This window comes from Flavobacterium profundi (assembly GCF_006491645.1).
In the GTDB taxonomy this organism is placed as follows: Bacteria; Bacteroidota; Bacteroidia; order Flavobacteriales; family Flavobacteriaceae; genus Flavobacterium; species Flavobacterium profundi.
Window position 1 is genome coordinate 55,597 of record NZ_VDCZ01000011.1, and the last position, 15,855, is coordinate 71,451.

The following is a 15,855-nucleotide window of genomic DNA, read 5'->3' on the forward strand; positions in this document are numbered from 1 at the left end:
CAGCCTGCAACAAATAACAGATAACTGATAACTGATAACTGATAACAGTCAACAACTTTAAACTTTTAAACCATTAAACTTTTAAACCATAAACTTTAAACAAAAATGAATACCGATATCGAAAAAGGAAAAAACGCAGCCATTGTAAGTTACATCACCATTATTGGTAGTGTAATTGCTATTTTTATGAACCAAGACGAAAACAAAAGTGAATTTGCAAGCTTTCATATTCGCCAAGCTTTAGGCATTTTTCTAAGCTTTTTCTTACTAGGTTATCCTATTGGTTATTTCAATAGTTGGATGGTCACTTCAGCTTTTTGGTTGTTTATTTTTATCTTATGGATTTATGGTTTCTTAGGAGCTTTAAATGGTGAAAAGAAATTGGTTCCTTTAGTAGGTGAATTCTATCAGAATTTATTTAAAGGGCTTTAAATGAGCAAAATAACAACTAAAGAAGATGAAAAGAAAATTAGAATAATAATGGGGTTTTTTGCCTTGATAGTCTTTATATATCTACAATTTACAAAAGAAGACACACAGAAAGCAGAAAAAAAACAACGATTGGAAATGGCTTTTGAAGGATATGTTACCAATATTATATTAGACTCTGTAACTCCTAGAACAAGATTAAAACGAACATTAATCATTAATGATACTCTATTTATAATTGATAAAAAAAATAAATCCTTCTTTGACAAAGTAAATTTAGGTGATTATTTAGTAAAAAAAGAAAACGATAGTATGGCAAGAATTAATGCCACTTTCTACAATTATTTAGAGAATTATAACCCTAATTAAATATAACTTATTTATATTCAAATTAATAGGCAGAACAAAATTCATTCCTTTTTATATTTAATGGATACATATTATAAACACTAAATCCTTACCCAATGAAATACCTCAAAATAACATTCGTAAGAATTCTACTAGGCTTTTTTGCCGCAAATATGACACTTGCATTACTAACAAATGATAGTTTCGAAACCTCATCTTATTTAATTTATAGAATACTTCTAACAGCTGTTTTTTATTTTGGACTAACAATCTATACAAACAAACAACCAAAAAAATGAAAAATATCTCGAATTATGTCACTAATTTAAATTTTGAATATGCCATTACGTATTCTGGATTAAGAGGTAAAAAATTTCATGATTTGAAAGAAGTCAACGAAAAGGAAATCAAGAGAATAAAGAAAGAATTGGCATCGTCTAGATATGTACAAATACCAAAATTAAACAAACAAATAGAAGCTTTAGAAGAGGAAATAAATATTTATAGAGCGCTCATTATAGATAAAAATGAAACATTTCACAAATCAACTGAAAAGGTTTACAAATTTGAAAAAGAAGATAAACAACTACAATCTATTCTAGAAATATTGAATACTAAATTTGAAGAACAAACATTCGCAATGTGTCCACCTGTTTTTAGAGATGCAATTGTTTTTTACTCCAACGAACATAAAATAATACGTATTTTACAACTATGTTTTAGTTGCTGGTGGATAAAGGATGAAAATAATCAAGATATTCAAGTAGATCATAAAATATTTCCACTTTTAAAACACAAACTCATAGAAGTAGGTCATAAAATTGAAGAAGAATAATATAAAATAAAATCCATTTATTCTGCAAAATAATGCTTCTTATTCACATTTTAATACCAAAATAAGTATCTTTCCAATTTACTATTAATATGACCAAGTTTATAGTTCAGCGCGTAGCAGTGCTTCTAGGAATATTTTTGATTCCCTTTTTATTATTTTTACTACTTTTCAGTGAACCAAGTGCTGCTTTAGGTGCTAGTATAATCTCATTAGTATTAGGCATACTACTCATTTCCTTTTTTATTATTTTCCTTTTTATAGAATGTATAATTCTCCTAAAGAAAAAACAGAAAAAAAAGGCTTTCGTCGATTTTCTAATCGCATTTCCATTACTAATAATACTCCTACTCGTAATTAATCATGTTTTTTTTAGAATCTATTTTTAAAACCAAATAAAAAGTGGCTTATACTTTAAAATGTAAATTTACAATCGTAAAAAACAATACCATGAAAAAAGAATATTGGGACGTAACAGACGAACAAGTAGTCGAAAAAACAGGCAAAAAAATTGCCGCTTGGATTACGATTTTAGACCAATTCAAAGCTGCTGAAAAAAAATCCAATGAAGTGGTAGCATACCTTCAAGAGGAATACCAAGTTCCAAGATATTGGGCAAGAACACTAACCACTTTGTATACCAAAAGAAAAGATTCTTAAAAAAAACCTCTCGCAATTCTTCAAAAACGAATGGGAAGAATTCAAAAATCTATCGTACAAATGCAACAACGCATCGTAACTTTTCAAAAACCAATGGTAAAAGAGTAAATACGTATCGTAAAAAAGCAAATACGAATGGGAAGAATACAAAAACCTATCGTACAAATGCAACAACGTATCGTAAAAATGCAACAACGTATGGGAAGAATGCAAAAACCTATCGTAAATAAGCAACAACCTTTGGTTCCATTTCAATATACTAATGTACAATACTCAATTAGCACTGTAATTATATAACATCTTCTCCAAATCCTATAACTTCTTCGCTGTAAACTACAACTACCTTTATCCTACTAATAATTACTAAAAATAAACAGTATGGAAACCAAAGAAAAAAAACAAACAACTACCAAAGCAACTCCTAAAAAAGATGCTGCGGAAGGATTAAGAGACTTATTTATCGATTCTCTAAAAGACATTTATTGGGCGGAGAAAGCGCTTTCTAAAGCACTTCCTAAAATGTCTAAAAATGCAACTAGTAAAACATTAATTAAAACAATAGATAGTCATCTAGAAGAAACCCATCATCAAATTGAACGACTAGAAAAAGTCTTTGAAAGTATTGGCGAAAAAGCAAGTGCTAAGAAATGTGAAGCAATGGATGGTTTAATCAAAGAAGGAGAAGAAATTGTAAAGGAAACGGAAATTGGAGCTGTTAGAGATGCGGGAATAATTGCAGCTTCACAAAAGATTGAACATTATGAAATAGCAACTTATGGTACACTTGCTTCTTTTGCCAAAACTTTAAAAGAAGAAAAAGCATTAAAACTGCTATTAGAAACGCTTAAAGAAGAGAAAGACGCAGATTACGCCTTAACAGATGCCGCATACAACTCTATCAATTTCGACGCAAAAGAAGAAGAAGAAGAAGAAGAAGAAGAAGAAGAAGAAGAAGAAGAATAAAAACCCCTCGTGAGTTATTTTTTTTTGATGCCTGCTTTATATTGATTTATAAAGCAGGTTTTTTATTTAAACCTAAAAAACAGGAAATTCATCCCAAAGAAAACAGGCTTTTTCCCCGAAATCACCTCTTTAAGTATGAGTATTTTTAGTATCTAAAAAATCGAATCATGCAAAAAAAATCATACCTTAAAGAAATAAGCATTAGTAGTACCCAACAACGATTTGGAACTACTAAGGTTAAAAAAGATGTTGAAAAAATTCAATCGTGGCTCACCCTCTTTGCCATGCAAATTCCAAACGCTGGAACGGCTACAGGTATCGATGGCGATTTTGGTCCCGCTACTGAAAAAGCCGTCATGAATTTTCAAACCGCAATTGGGGAAAGACCCACAGGAATTGTAGACGCCCACTTGTTTGCACAACTAACAGCGCCTCTTAAAAATGCATTTGAAGCACCTATTACGGGAAACAATGTAAGAGAATTAGTAGTCAACACAGCTAAAAATCACGCCAAATACAACCCTTTCGAACTAATCATTCGAAATCAGAGTAACTCAGGTCCTTGGGTACGTGCTTATATGGATGGCAACGAAGGTACGTATTGGTATTGGTGCATGGGGTTTGCACAAACCATAATCGATCAAGCCGCTTCTATAGTCGGAAAAAATTTCAAAACCCTCATGCCTTTATCTTACAGCTGCGACACCATTGGTACAACCGGATTGCAAAAAAAAATCTTGACACGCTATCAAACTGCCAGAACCAACCCCAGTCTAATTCAACCGGGTGACCTGTTTCTTTTGCAAAAATCTACTTATGATTGGTACCATACAGGTATTGTTATTAGCGTTCAAGGTGATACTATCGAAACCATCGAAGGCAACACCAATGCCGATGGCTCCAGCAATGGGAATGCAGTACTCAATAGAATCCGAAATTTCAAGCAATCTAAAATCGATTTCTTTTCTATCGAGTCTTTGGTGTAATTAAAAGTAAAACCATCAGTTCGAGTGCCTCAATCCCAATTGAGGTGTATCGAGAACTCTTAGGAGCACATAAATCGTATTCGCAGCAAAATCCTCCCGCTATTCGTTCTATCTTTTTATTTTCTTTCATTTAAATGAGAAAAAAAGAAAATAAAAAGGATGCCACTACTATCGGGGCTAACCTACAACTTTTTCAATTTAAGACCAAAAAACTAAATATTAGTGCTATTTTTGACATCCAATAATCAGAATACAAGACCATGAATTTACATTATCTCGTTAGAGAACCAAAAAACATACAAGCACAAAATCCTCTATTATTATTATTACACGGTTACGGCAGTAATGAAGAAGACTTATTCTCATTTGCCAGTGAATTACCGGAAGAATACTATGTCATTTCGGTACGCGCACCTTATAATTTACAGCCCTATGGTCATGCTTGGTATGCCATTCATTTTGATGCGGATGAAAACAAATTCTCAGATGATGTTCAAGCGCAACAATCCAGAGATTTAATTGCTTCTTTTATTGATGAAATAGTGGAAAAATATCCCATTGCAAAAGAGCAAGTAACCTTAATTGGTTTTAGTCAAGGGAGTATTCTAAGTTATGCAACTGCTTTGAGTTACCCAGAAAAAATTAGTCGTGTTGTGGCTTTAAGTGGTTATTTAAACGAAAACATATTGGCTCCTGACTATCAAAATAAAGCAAACCAACACTTACAATTTTATATTTCACACGGTACGGTTGACCAAGTAATTCCTGTAGATTGGGCCCGAAAAGCAAAACCTTTTCTAGAAAATCTTGGTTTTTCAGTAACCTATAAAGAATATCCAATTGGTCATGGCGTTTCTCCGCAAAATTTTTACGACTTTAAAAATTGGTTGGAGGATACTAAATAAAAAAAGAAGGCGCTACTTAGCAGTAGCGCCTTCCCCAAAAAAACAAACTAAAACTAAACAACTATGTACGAGGCAGTAAAACCGAATCTACCACGTGTATAACGCCATTCTTTTGATTTACATCAGCGATAGTAACTTTAGAGCTATTTCCATTTTCATCTGTAATGTAAACGTCTTTTCCTTTCATCCAAGCTGTTAAAGTACCACCACTCACTGTTGTAAAACTATATTTCCCTTTCCCTTTTTTAATAGCAGCTATAATATCTGCAGCACTCCATTTTCCAGCAGCTACATGATATTTCAAAATGGTTTGTAATTGGGCTTTATTTTCTGGTTTTAATAAAGTTTCTACAGTACCTTTTGGCAATTTTTCAAATGCTGCATTCGTTGGTGCAAAAACAGTAAAAGGTCCATCTGAAGCTAACACATCTACTAAATCAGCAGCTTTTACGGCTGCCACTAAAGTCGTATGATCTTTAGAGTTTACTGCGTTTTCAACAATGTTTTTACTTGGATACATAGGAGCACCACCTACTTTGACTGTTTTTTCTTTTTGGGCATTCATTTCAATTCCTGATAAAAAAGTAATAAGAACAAATGCGAAAGCTAATTTTTTACTGGTTTTCATGTTTTATATTTTAAGTTATAAAGGCATTTACGAGAAAAATGTTTTTTTGGTTTTAAAAAACATAAAAAAATGTAAAAGAATAATTATATAAATAGCATTTCAATATAATTTATTACTTTTGAACTTCATTAAAAAACAAATTATGGCTACAGTAACCTTAGGCGGAAACGCAATACATACTTCAGGAGAATTACCAAAAGTAGGATCAAAATCACCTGATTTCAAATTAGTAAAAACAGATTTAAGTACGATAAATTTAGCGGATTTTGCAGGAAGCAAATTAGTATTAAATATATTCCCTAGTGTAGACACAGGAACTTGTGCAGCTTCTGTTAGAGCTTTTAACCAAAAAGCAAGCCAATTAGAGAACACTAAAGTATTATGCATTTCTCGCGATTTACCCTTTGCTCAGAAACGTTTTTGTGGAGCAGAAGGTTTAGAAAATGTAATTAACTTATCTGATTTTAGTACAGGAACTTTCGGTAAAGATTATGGTTTAGAAATTGTAGACGGTCCTTTAGCTGGTTTACATTCCAGAGTGGTTATCGTTTTAGACGAAAACGGAACTGTAAAATATACGGAGCAAGTTGCAGAAATTGCAGACGAACCTAATTACGAATCTGCGTTAGCTTCCCTATAAAATGAGTTTTGAAAAAGATAATACTTTCGTAAAAGGAAGATTAAAAAGTATTGTATTTGCTGTAAAAGGAGCTTTTAAATTAGCCACTACAGAACATAGTGTAATGGTTCAGCTAAGCATTGGATTACTATTAATTATAGCGGGTTTTTATTTTAAAATTACCAAAGAAGAATGGTTAATTCAAACACTTGCAACAGGATTGGTTTTAGGTATTGAAGGCTTGAATACAGCGGTAGAAAAAATTGCTGATTTTATTCATCCAGATTATCATAAAAAAATTGGTTTCATAAAAGACATTGCTGCTGGTGCTGTATTTTTTGCTGCTTTAACTGCAATTCTAATTGGTAGTATAATATATATTCCATATTTATTTTAAATTCTCTATTTTTGTAAAATAGTGTTTGCTACATGGCTAAAAAAAACAAAAAAGAATCACAAAATAAGACAACTACAAAAGAAAAGAAATCGTGGCGACTCTCGAGACAGCAAAAATTTACTATTGGTGTCTTGTTAGTTTTGCTTGCTGTGGCTTTACTATTATCATTTATTTCTTATTTCTTAACGGGAAATTATGATCAAAGTCAAGTTAACGATGTCTTAGACCGAAGTATTCAAACCAAAAATTGGTTGGGTAAATTTGGTGCTTATTTAGCTCATTTCTTTCTTTATGAAGGATTTGGTGTAGCATCTTTTGTTTTTGTACGTATTTTATTTTTAGCAGGAGCTTACCTTATTTTAGATTTGAGTTTAGGAAAACTTAAAAAAACACTTTTTTGGGATTTATATCTCATCATTGTTCTTTCTGTACTATTTGGATTTTTCTGGGATTATTTACCAGAGTTAGCAGGAACAATTGGTTTTGAAATTAACACCTATGTACAAGATTATATCGGTCAAATTGGAACGGGTTTAACGTTATTCTTTGGAATCGTTATTTATTTAATTTTTAAAATCAAAGTTTCTCCAGATCGTGTAAAACAAGCTTTCGAAAAATCAAATACTTCTTTCCAAGAGGATTTACTAAAAGAAAAAGAAGTAGAAAAAGAAACGACAGTAACACCTATAAATACTTTAGAGGATATTACGGTTGCCGATGATGATGATTTTATCATAAGAGAAGATGAGGAAGCCATTTCTAAAATTGAACTGAAAACATCTCCTTTCGAAATCAATAAAGAAGCTTTAAAACCCACTATTTCAAATGCTTCCGAACTCAATTTAGATCCTAAACCTAAAAAAGAAGATTTTAGTATAACAGAAAAAATAAGTCCGCCTGAAACTACCATTATTTCCGATGATAATGATTTTGTAATAGAAACGGCAGCAGAAGAAGAAATTGTTGATAGCAATTTAGCAGCTAAATTAGTTCAGGATTTTGGAGAATTTGATCCTACATTAGAATTATCCAATTATCAATTCCCTCCTATTGACCTTTTAAAAGAATATTCAACAGGCGGAATTACTATTAATCAAGCAGAATTAGAAGAAAACAAAAACCGTATTGTAGAAACACTTAAAAACTACAGTATTGGTATTTCTCAAATAAAAGCAACCGTTGGACCTACTGTTACGCTTTATGAAATTGTTCCCGATGCTGGAATTCGTATTTCAAAAATTAAAAACCTAGAAGATGACATAGCATTGTCTTTAGCGGCTTTAGGTATTCGAATCATCGCTCCAATTCCTGGAAAAGGTACTATTGGTATTGAAGTACCAAATAACAACCCTACTTTGGTTCCCATGAAGAGTGTGATTAGTTCTCCTAAATTTCAACAAGCAGAAATGGAATTACCTGTGGCTTTAGGAAAAACAATCTCCAATGAAACCTTTGTTGTGGACTTAGCGAAAATGCCTCACTTATTGATGGCTGGAGCAACTGGACAAGGAAAATCAGTTGGTTTGAATGCTATTTTAGCATCCTTACTTTATAAAAAACATCCAGCTGAAGTAAAATTTGTATTGGTCGACCCTAAAAAGGTAGAACTAACGTTATTCAATAAAATTGAAAGACATTATTTAGCCAAGCTACCCGATACAGAAGATGCTATTATTACAGACAATACCAAAGTAATCAATACGCTAAACTCTTTATGTATCGAAATGGACAACCGTTATTCTTTATTAAAAGATGCGATGGTTCGTAATATTAAAGAATATAATGAGAAATTTAAATTACGTAAACTAAATCCAGAAAACGGTCATCGTTTTTTACCCTATATTGTACTGGTAGTCGATGAGTTTGCAGATTTAATTATGACAGCTGGTAAAGAAGTAGAAACTCCTATTGCGCGTTTAGCACAATTAGCACGTGCCATCGGAATTCACCTTATCATTGCGACACAAAGACCTTCTGTAAATGTTATTACAGGTATGATTAAAGCCAATTTTCCTGCCAGAATTGCATTTAGGGTAATGTCAAAAATTGATTCTAGAACTATTTTAGATGCAGGTGGTGCAGATCAACTTATAGGAAGAGGAGATCTTTTATATACTAATGGAAACGATATGGTTCGTGTTCAGTGTGCTTTTATTGATACTCCTGAGGTAGATAAAGTATGTGACTTTATTGGTAGTCAAAAAGCATATCCTGAAGCATATCAATTACCAGAGTATGTTGGGGAAGAAAGTGGCATGACTCTTGATATTAATATTTCAGACCGAGATACGTTATTTAGAGAAGCAGCCGAGGTAATCGTGACAGCTCAACAAGGTAGTGCCTCATTAATTCAAAGAAAATTAAAATTAGGTTATAATAGAGCGGGGCGAATCATTGATCAATTAGAAGCCGCTGGTATTGTTGGACCCTTTGAAGGTAGTAAAGCCCGATCGGTTTTAATTGCTGATTTAGTAGCACTTGAACATTTTTTAAACAATGAACAAAACAATAATTAAGTTAAATAAGATGAGTAAAATTTTAAAATTAGTATGTTTTCTTTTAGTAAGTGTTTCAATTCAAGCGCAGGACGCGGCAAAAGCTAAAAGTCTTTTAGATGAAGTTTCTGCTAAAGTTAAAACTTATGAAAATATTGTTATTGATTTTAAGTATGCTTTGAACAACCCTAGTGAAAACATTAATCAAGAAAGTAAAGGAAATGTAACTTTAAAAGGAAATTTATACAATTTAAATTTTATGGGAGTTACCAAAATATTTGATGGCAAAAAGGTATATACAATAGTGCCTGAAGATGAAGAAATATCCATTTCAAAATTTGATGATAAAGATGAAAATGCAGTAACACCTTCTAAAATGCTTACCTTTTTTAATACGGGTTACAAATATTCTTGGGATATTCTACAAGATATAAAAGGAAGAAAAATCCAGTATATCAAACTAATTCCAATTAGCTCAAAAGACCAAAGAAAAGAAATTCTTTTAGGTATAGACGTTCAAACAAAAAATATTTATAACCTTATTGAAGTTGGAAAAAATGGAACAAGAACTACTTTAACTGTTAATTCTTTTAAAACAAACCAACCTTTATCAGATAATCATTTTACCTTTACCGAGTCAAAATATCCAAATTATTATATCAATAGACTAGACTAAAAGGTGAAAATCTTAGATAAATACATTATTAAATCTTTTACGATTACATTTACTTCGGTATTTGTAATCCTTTTTTTTATATTCGTTTTACAAGGAATATGGCTTTTTATTTCCGAATTAGCAGGTAAAGACTTAGATTTTTTTACGATAATTAAATTTTTATCTTTCTATGCACCTACCATAGTTCCGCTAGTACTTCCATTATCTGTCGTTTTAGCCTCGATTATGACCTTTGGAAGTTTTGCTGAAAATTATGAGTTCGCTGCAATGAAATCATCTGGTATTTCTTTGCAACGCGCCATGAGAATGCTTACCCTATTCATATTTGGGTTAAGCATTATCTCTTTTATTTTTGCCAATAATGTGATTCCTAAAGCACAATATAAATTTTTAAACTTACGAAAGACCATTATTCAGCAGCGACCAGCCATGGCTATTGCTGAAGGGCAATTTAATCCAATTGGACCCGCTATAAATATAAAAGTAGAGAAAAAAACGGGTGCTAATGGTCAATTTTTAGAAGATGTAACGATGCACATTAAAAACACTAGTGCTGGATTAGGCGCTAATACAGTTATTAAAGCTAAAAATGGAGTATTAAGAAGTGATGAAAATTCAAACTATTTGCAATTAGAATTACTTGATGGGAACTATTATGAAAATGTAATTCCTAAAAAATATGAAGAAAGAAATAAACACCCTTTTGCAAAAAGTAGTTTTAAAAAATATATCTTAAATATTGATTTAACCAAGTTAAATGAAAATAATGGAGATAATGGAGACATTACTTCTGAGAAAATGTTAACTTTAAACGAATTAAACTACACTATAGATTCGCTTCAAAACAATTATAATAAAGATATTGTTTCTTTTGCTGAAAATACAGTTCAAAGAAACGATTATGTTTTCCAGTTAAATCGTGTTCAAAATATTGATAAAGAAAATAATGTTGACAATATATTAACTGTCTTTTCGAATACTGAAAAACAAAAAATCTTGGAAATGGCCATTAGCAATACTTCCAGTACAGAATTTAGCATTCAAAATAGCCAAAGTGATTTAGAATACAAAAAGAAGAACATTAATTCACATTGGGTAGTTGTACACGAAAAGTTTATTATTGCCTTCTCTTGCCTTTTAATGTTTTTTATTGGTGCACCCTTAGGAGCAATCATTAGAAAAGGAGGAATTGGCTTACCCATTGTTTTCGCCATTGTCATTTTCATTGCTTTTCATTTTATGAATACATTTGGTAAAAAAATTGCAGAAGAAGATACTATTCCTGTCGCATTAGGAATGTGGATTTCTTCCATAATTTTAACTCCATTGGCTTTATTTTTAACATATAGAGCCACAAACGACATAGGAATTATGATTAATTTTGACTGGTTAATTGATCCTATAAAAAAACTTTTTTCAAGATTCTCAAAAAACTAAAAAACTACCATGTCTAACAACATACAACTCAACACTATTGAAGAAGCTATAGAAGATATCCGTCAAGGAAAAGTAATTATAGTCGTAGATGATGAAGATCGAGAAAACGAAGGTGATTTTCTCGCGGCTGCTGAAAAATGTACTCCTGAAATGATTAATTTCATGGCTACTCATGGAAGAGGTTTAATTTGTACACCTCTTACAGAAAGTAGATGTAAAGAACTCGATTTACATGCGATGGTTCGAAACAATACCGATCATATGGAAACTGCCTTTACCGTTTCCGTTGACCTTAAAGGTAATGGAGTAACCACTGGAATTTCTGCAGCAGATAGAGCTAAAACGGTGCAATCTTTATTAGACCCTAATACAAAACCTTTTGATTTAGCAAGACCTGGTCATATTTTTCCTTTAATTGCAAAACAAGGAGGCGTATTAAGAAGAACAGGACATACAGAAGCTGCTATTGATTTTGCTAGATTAGCCGGATTTAAACCTGCTGGAGTAATTGTAGAAATCATGAATGAGGATGGAACAATGGCTCGTTTACCCCAATTAGTAGAAGTGGCTAAAAAATTTAATTTGAAATTAGTATCTATTGAAGATTTGGTTGCCTATCGCATGCAACATGATAGCCTAATTCAAAAGAAAGAGGATTTTGAAATTGAAACTCGTTTTGGAACTTATCGCTTGAGAGCTTATTTACAAACTACCAACAAACAAGTTCATATCGCTTTAACTAAAGGTACATGGAGTAATGGAGAAGCAATTTTAACACGTATTAATTCCACTCAAGTCAACAATGATATCTTAGGGACTTTAACGAATGATGCCGATAAAAAATTGGATGTCATGTTTAAAAAGATAGATGAAGTTGGAAAAGGAGCTATAATTTTTATCAATCAAGAAGTAAAATCCTTAGAACTTTTATCTCGTTTAACCGAACTAAAAAAATTACAAGAAGACGGTATTATTAAAGCACCTCAAGTAAAAATGGATGCTAAAGATTTTGGTATTGGTGCCCAAATTTTACATGATATTGATATTTCAAGAATTAAATTATTATCTAATAATTCCGAACCAACAAAACGTGTAGGTATGATTGGTTATGGCTTAGAAATTACAGAATACGTTACTTACTAAAAAATTAAAAAAACCACAATTTAATAGCTAATGAGGACACCGTAATTATTAAAAATAAACGAATTACTTTGTCCTCTTTTTTTACAGACCAACGACTTCCAAACCAAGCTCCAGAAGCATTACCAATGGTTAATATAAAAGCTAACATATAATTAATTTGTTTCTCCAGAGCAAATACCAATACTGCTCCCACAGTATAAACGCAAACTACAAAAACTTTGGTAGCATTCGATTTTAATAAAGATAAACCATTTACGTAGGGAAGAATTAATAACATTAAGAAGCCTATTCCAGCATTAATAAACCCACCATAAATACCTAAAAAAAAGAAAATAATTAACGATATGTATAAGGTCTTACCTGTTGTTTTTTCTATTACTTCGGTATAATTTTTTTTGGGATTCAAAATGATAGTCAATAACACCATTATCATGATAACAGCTAAAATTTTATTAAACAACTCACCTTCGATTCCTATTGCAAGTTTAGCTCCAATAAAAGACCCTATTAAAGCAGACAATCCCAAATACAAACTAAAAGGATAAGTACTAATACCTTTACTTTTAAAACCTCTTACTGCTGCAAAAGTTTGAATTAAAATCGCTATTCTATTCGTCCCATTGGCTAAAGGTGCAGGTAATCCCATAAAAATTAAGGTTGGCAAAGTTAATAAAGTACCTCCACCAGCAATTGTATTTAAAAAACCAGCTATGAAACCTACAGGAATTAATAAAAGATATTCGTATTCAAAATTCATAAGCTATAAATTGAGTGCAAAGGTATCAAAATAAAAACGCTATGGCTTACAATAGAAAACACATAATTATAAAAAAATGTTAATTGCTTTTATTAATTTCTTATAAAAAGGCTATTTTTACTTACTTATTCAAAACCCAACCTTACAAAATGAAGAAAAATATAATTTCTGGTGGATTACTAACCTTACTTTTAATAAGTTGTAATGCAGTACCTAAAGCACAAACTGAAGCAGATGTTACAAAATACATGAATACAATTACTGCGCCTGAATTAAGTACCCATTTACACATCGTAGCTTCTGATGAAATGGAAGGTAGAGATACTGGAACAGAAGGTCAAAAAAAAGCAGGAAAATATTTAATTGAACAATATCAAAAAAGTGGTATTTCATTCCCTCCAAAAGCAGAAGGTTGGTATCAAAAAGTACCTTCTGAATTTATGACAAAAGGATTTGCACCCAAACTAAATGATTCTGAAAATATTTGGGCTTTTATTGAAGGTTCTGAAAAACCAAATGAAATACTTGTCGTATCTGCTCATTATGATCATGTAGGTACAAAAAATGGTGAAGTTTACAATGGTGCTGATGATGATGGTTCAGGAACGGTAGCTCTTTTAGAAATTGCACAAGCATTCGCAAAAGCTAAAAAAGACGGTTATGGTCCAAAACGTTCCATACTATTTCTTCATGTAACAGGTGAAGAACATGGACTTCATGGTTCAAGATATTATTCTGAAAATCCATTATTTCCATTACAAAATACTATTGCCGACATTAATATAGATATGATTGGTAGAAGAGATACTTTACATCCAGACACTAATAATTACATCTATGTAATAGGTTCAGATCGTTTGAGTTCTGAACTACATACTATTAATGAAGCTGTAAATAAAAAATACACCCATTTAGAATTAGATTACAAATACAATGATCGTAATGATCCTGAAAGAATTTATTATCGCTCTGATCATTATAATTTTGCTAAAAAAGGTCTTCCAGCTATTTTCTTTTTTAATGGAGTGCATAAAGATTATCATATGGCTTCAGATACACCTGATAAGATTGAGTACGATGCTTTAGCAAAAAGAGCGCAATTAGCTTTTACTTTAGCATGGGAATTAGCGAACAGAGAAGAAAGAATTGTTGTAGATAAAGACGGAAAATAATTATTTAAAACTTATAAATCCTCATTGCTTAATGAGGATTTATTTTTTACATTATGCTAAATAGAATACATCACATTGCTATCATTTGCAAAGACTATGAAATCTCAAAAAAATTTTATATCGATATTCTAGGACTAAAAATCATTAATGAAACCTACCGAGCAGAAAGACAGTCATATAAATTAGACCTAGCTATTAATGATACCTATTCCATAGAATTATTTTCATTCCCAAGTCCTCCACAACGCCCTTCTCGTCCAGAAGCAACAGGTTTACGGCATTTGGCTTTTGAAGTAGATCAATTAGAAACCATTATTCAGCATTTAGAAAAACACAAGCTATTTGTTGAACCCATTCGAATAGATGAAATTACCCAAAAAAGATTTACTTTTACTCAAGATCCAGATGGATTACCTATTGAGTTTTATGAAAAATAAAAATTACTGTAAATTCACTTTTTCAAATGAATTTAGTTTTTGTAAATCTAAAATGGTAACACTATCATCTTCATTCTGATTGTACATGATGTTAAACTTAGCACCATATACAATTTCTTTGAAAATATAAGAAGTTCTTTTAACCAAGTGCGTACTGTAAACATCATCAAAAACTTTAATAAAAACCAATATCTCGCCATCTATAGAACCATAATCTTGTGCTGTAAAATTATATAACGGACTTTTCTCAGTAATGGGATGCACTAAGGTCCAACTTAGAGTTAATGCATTTACTTTATCCAATTCTAAAGGTAATTGATAAAACTTATTGACCATCTTTCCGTTTTCTTCTATACTTAATCCAAGCGTTACTCTGGCTTCAGCATCGGTTAAATTAACATTTTTAAAGGGAGTCATTCGAAACATTAATGCGGTACCATTCTCATAAGGAGCAATTATGGCGTTTTCAGAAAACTTAATGTAGGCTTCAGGTTTACTAAATCTTCCAAAAAACAAACCTGTAGCTATCGCAAAAGTAAGCAGACCTGTCAGTGCTTCAACCGAGGAAACAAAACTTGCCCAAAATCCAGTTGGATTAATATGTCCATAACCAACCGTTGTGAAAGTTTGTACACTAAAAAAAAAGGCTTGACCAAATTTTTCTGCGTTATTGGTAGCTATAATTCCATTCAAATGTTCAACCCCTATATAATAATAGATTGTAGCAAAAAATAAATTAGCTAAAAAATAAAACAAGATAATAATACCAAAAAATTGCCATCTTGGAATAGTTAACATAAAATGATGCCAACTCGTACGCTCTAAAATACCAATCCCTTTTTTTCTAACATTTGCATCACCATTCTTATTTACAAATCGTCCTCCATAATTAGAAGCACTTGTTCCAAAACCAGAAGAATCAATCGTTTTTGCTTTATTATTGATCGATTTAAATAACGCCATATATTTTC

Annotated in this window: 19 protein-coding genes; 16 read left to right on the plus strand and 3 right to left on the minus strand. The window is 31.5% G+C overall.

Annotated features, from left to right (window positions below):
• The first annotated feature begins 105 nt into the window (after positions 1–105).
• The 8 genes from FHG05_RS13735 to FHG05_RS13765 all read left to right on the plus strand — a co-directional run bounded on the left by FHG05_RS13735 (position 106) and on the right by FHG05_RS13765 (position 5,123).
• On the plus strand, positions 106–432 hold the full coding sequence (locus FHG05_RS13735) for a DUF4870 domain-containing protein (RefSeq protein ID WP_140998674.1): 327 nt from the start codon (positions 106–108) through the stop codon (positions 430–432).
• Positions 433–798, plus strand: coding sequence for a hypothetical protein (locus tag FHG05_RS13740; protein WP_140998675.1), 366 nt, complete (start codon positions 433–435; stop codon positions 796–798). It abuts the gene before it with no gap.
• A gap of 274 nt (positions 799–1,072) precedes the next feature.
• Positions 1,073–1,612, plus strand: coding sequence for a hypothetical protein (locus FHG05_RS13745; protein ID WP_140998676.1), 540 nt, complete (start codon positions 1,073–1,075; stop codon positions 1,610–1,612).
• 447 nt (positions 1,613–2,059) lie between these two features.
• Positions 2,060–2,269 carry a DUF4287 domain-containing protein gene (locus FHG05_RS13750; RefSeq protein ID WP_140998677.1) on the plus strand — a complete coding sequence of 70 codons (210 nt, stop codon included), beginning with the start codon at positions 2,060–2,062 and terminating at the stop codon, positions 2,267–2,269.
• Positions 2,270–2,404: 135 nt separating this feature from the next.
• On the plus strand, positions 2,405–2,566 hold the full coding sequence (locus FHG05_RS18445; protein WP_157504268.1) for a hypothetical protein: 162 nt from the start codon (positions 2,405–2,407) through the stop codon (positions 2,564–2,566).
• An 81-nt stretch (positions 2,567–2,647) separates the two neighbouring features.
• Positions 2,648–3,232 carry a YciE/YciF ferroxidase family protein gene (locus FHG05_RS13755; protein WP_140998678.1) on the plus strand — a complete coding sequence of 195 codons (585 nt, stop codon included), beginning with the start codon at positions 2,648–2,650 and terminating at the stop codon, positions 3,230–3,232.
• A 167-nt stretch (positions 3,233–3,399) separates the two neighbouring features.
• Complete coding sequence (locus FHG05_RS13760; protein WP_140998679.1) at positions 3,400–4,218, plus strand: peptidoglycan-binding protein; 819 nt, start codon at positions 3,400–3,402, stop codon at positions 4,216–4,218.
• Positions 4,219–4,478: 260 nt separating this feature from the next.
• Positions 4,479–5,123, plus strand: coding sequence for an alpha/beta hydrolase (locus tag FHG05_RS13765; protein ID WP_140998680.1), 645 nt, complete (start codon positions 4,479–4,481; stop codon positions 5,121–5,123).
• Positions 5,124–5,184: 61 nt separating this feature from the next.
• On the opposite strand, the gene FHG05_RS13770 is transcribed toward FHG05_RS13765, so the two are convergent.
• Positions 5,185–5,751: a fasciclin domain-containing protein gene (locus FHG05_RS13770; RefSeq protein ID WP_140998681.1), complete on the minus strand. Its 567-nt coding sequence runs from the start codon at positions 5,749–5,751 to the stop codon at positions 5,185–5,187.
• Between the two features lie 142 nt (positions 5,752–5,893).
• On the opposite strand from FHG05_RS13770, the gene tpx reads away from it, so the two are divergent.
• The 6 genes from tpx to ribB are packed head-to-tail and all read left to right on the plus strand — an operon-like array spanning position 5,894 to position 12,518.
• Positions 5,894–6,391: a thiol peroxidase gene (gene tpx, locus FHG05_RS13775; RefSeq protein ID WP_140998682.1), complete on the plus strand. Its 498-nt coding sequence runs from the start codon at positions 5,894–5,896 to the stop codon at positions 6,389–6,391.
• A 1-nt stretch (position 6,392) separates the two neighbouring features.
• Positions 6,393–6,767 (plus strand): diacylglycerol kinase, encoded by a 375-nt coding sequence (locus FHG05_RS13780; RefSeq protein ID WP_140998683.1) that lies wholly within the window; start codon positions 6,393–6,395, stop codon positions 6,765–6,767.
• A gap of 32 nt (positions 6,768–6,799) precedes the next feature.
• The gene (locus FHG05_RS13785) at positions 6,800–9,283 is read left to right on the plus strand and encodes a DNA translocase FtsK (RefSeq protein WP_140998684.1); all 2,484 of its coding nucleotides are present in this window, start codon (positions 6,800–6,802) and stop codon (positions 9,281–9,283) included.
• A 10-nt stretch (positions 9,284–9,293) separates the two neighbouring features.
• Positions 9,294–9,938: a LolA family protein gene (locus FHG05_RS13790; RefSeq protein WP_232338097.1), complete on the plus strand. Its 645-nt coding sequence runs from the start codon at positions 9,294–9,296 to the stop codon at positions 9,936–9,938.
• A 3-nt stretch (positions 9,939–9,941) separates the two neighbouring features.
• A complete protein-coding gene (locus FHG05_RS13795) occupies positions 9,942–11,375 on the plus strand; it encodes an LptF/LptG family permease (protein ID WP_140998686.1) in 1,434 nt (477 codons plus the stop codon).
• Positions 11,376–11,384: 9 nt separating this feature from the next.
• The gene (gene ribB, locus FHG05_RS13800) at positions 11,385–12,518 is read left to right on the plus strand and encodes a 3,4-dihydroxy-2-butanone-4-phosphate synthase (protein WP_140998687.1); all 1,134 of its coding nucleotides are present in this window, start codon (positions 11,385–11,387) and stop codon (positions 12,516–12,518) included.
• 4 nt (positions 12,519–12,522) lie between these two features.
• Here ribB and FHG05_RS13805 read toward each other — a convergent pair whose 3' ends face one another.
• On the minus strand, positions 12,523–13,275 hold the full coding sequence (locus FHG05_RS13805) for a sulfite exporter TauE/SafE family protein (protein ID WP_140998688.1): 753 nt from the start codon (positions 13,273–13,275) through the stop codon (positions 12,523–12,525).
• Positions 13,276–13,424: 149 nt separating this feature from the next.
• Here FHG05_RS13805 and FHG05_RS13810 point away from each other — a divergent pair, with 149 nt between their 5' ends.
• Both FHG05_RS13810 and gloA2 read left to right on the plus strand, forming a co-directional pair.
• The gene (locus FHG05_RS13810; protein WP_140998689.1) at positions 13,425–14,447 is read left to right on the plus strand and encodes a M28 family metallopeptidase; all 1,023 of its coding nucleotides are present in this window, start codon (positions 13,425–13,427) and stop codon (positions 14,445–14,447) included.
• 53 nt (positions 14,448–14,500) lie between these two features.
• Positions 14,501–14,884, plus strand: a complete 384-nt coding sequence (gloA2, locus tag FHG05_RS13815) for an SMU1112c/YaeR family gloxylase I-like metalloprotein (protein ID WP_140998690.1) — start codon at positions 14,501–14,503, stop codon at positions 14,882–14,884.
• A gap of 3 nt (positions 14,885–14,887) precedes the next feature.
• Here the strand turns inward: gloA2 and FHG05_RS13820 are convergent, their stop codons facing one another.
• Entirely contained in the window at positions 14,888–15,847 is a 960-nt protein-coding gene (locus FHG05_RS13820) for an ion channel (RefSeq protein WP_140998691.1), read from the minus strand.
• Positions 15,848–15,855: the final 8 nt, after the last annotated feature.

Coding starts and splice junctions, on each gene's coding strand:
- FHG05_RS13790 (WP_232338097.1), top strand. CDS start 9,294: ATGAGTAAAATTTTAAAATTAGTATGTTTTCTTTTAGTAAGTGTTTCA.
- FHG05_RS13780 (WP_140998683.1), top strand. CDS start 6,393: ATGAGTTTTGAAAAAGATAATACTTTCGTAAAAGGAAGATTAAAAAGT.
- FHG05_RS13745 (WP_140998676.1), top strand. CDS start 1,073: ATGAAAAATATCTCGAATTATGTCACTAATTTAAATTTTGAATATGCC.
- FHG05_RS13750 (WP_140998677.1), top strand. CDS start 2,060: ATGAAAAAAGAATATTGGGACGTAACAGACGAACAAGTAGTCGAAAAA.
- FHG05_RS13810 (WP_140998689.1), top strand. CDS start 13,425: ATGAAGAAAAATATAATTTCTGGTGGATTACTAACCTTACTTTTAATA.
- tpx (WP_140998682.1), top strand. CDS start 5,894: ATGGCTACAGTAACCTTAGGCGGAAACGCAATACATACTTCAGGAGAA.
- FHG05_RS13755 (WP_140998678.1), top strand. CDS start 2,648: ATGGAAACCAAAGAAAAAAAACAAACAACTACCAAAGCAACTCCTAAA.
- gloA2 (WP_140998690.1), top strand. CDS start 14,501: ATGCTAAATAGAATACATCACATTGCTATCATTTGCAAAGACTATGAA.
- FHG05_RS13760 (WP_140998679.1), top strand. CDS start 3,400: ATGCAAAAAAAATCATACCTTAAAGAAATAAGCATTAGTAGTACCCAA.
- FHG05_RS13820 (WP_140998691.1), bottom strand. CDS start 15,847: ATGGCGTTATTTAAATCGATCAATAATAAAGCAAAAACGATTGATTCT.
- FHG05_RS18445 (WP_157504268.1), top strand. CDS start 2,405: ATGGGAAGAATACAAAAACCTATCGTACAAATGCAACAACGTATCGTA.
- FHG05_RS13740 (WP_140998675.1), top strand. CDS start 433: ATGAGCAAAATAACAACTAAAGAAGATGAAAAGAAAATTAGAATAATA.
- FHG05_RS13735 (WP_140998674.1), top strand. CDS start 106: ATGAATACCGATATCGAAAAAGGAAAAAACGCAGCCATTGTAAGTTAC.
- ribB (WP_140998687.1), top strand. CDS start 11,385: ATGTCTAACAACATACAACTCAACACTATTGAAGAAGCTATAGAAGAT.
- FHG05_RS13765 (WP_140998680.1), top strand. CDS start 4,479: ATGAATTTACATTATCTCGTTAGAGAACCAAAAAACATACAAGCACAA.
- FHG05_RS13770 (WP_140998681.1), bottom strand. CDS start 5,751: ATGAAAACCAGTAAAAAATTAGCTTTCGCATTTGTTCTTATTACTTTT.
- FHG05_RS13805 (WP_140998688.1), bottom strand. CDS start 13,275: ATGAATTTTGAATACGAATATCTTTTATTAATTCCTGTAGGTTTCATA.
- FHG05_RS13785 (WP_140998684.1), top strand. CDS start 6,800: ATGGCTAAAAAAAACAAAAAAGAATCACAAAATAAGACAACTACAAAA.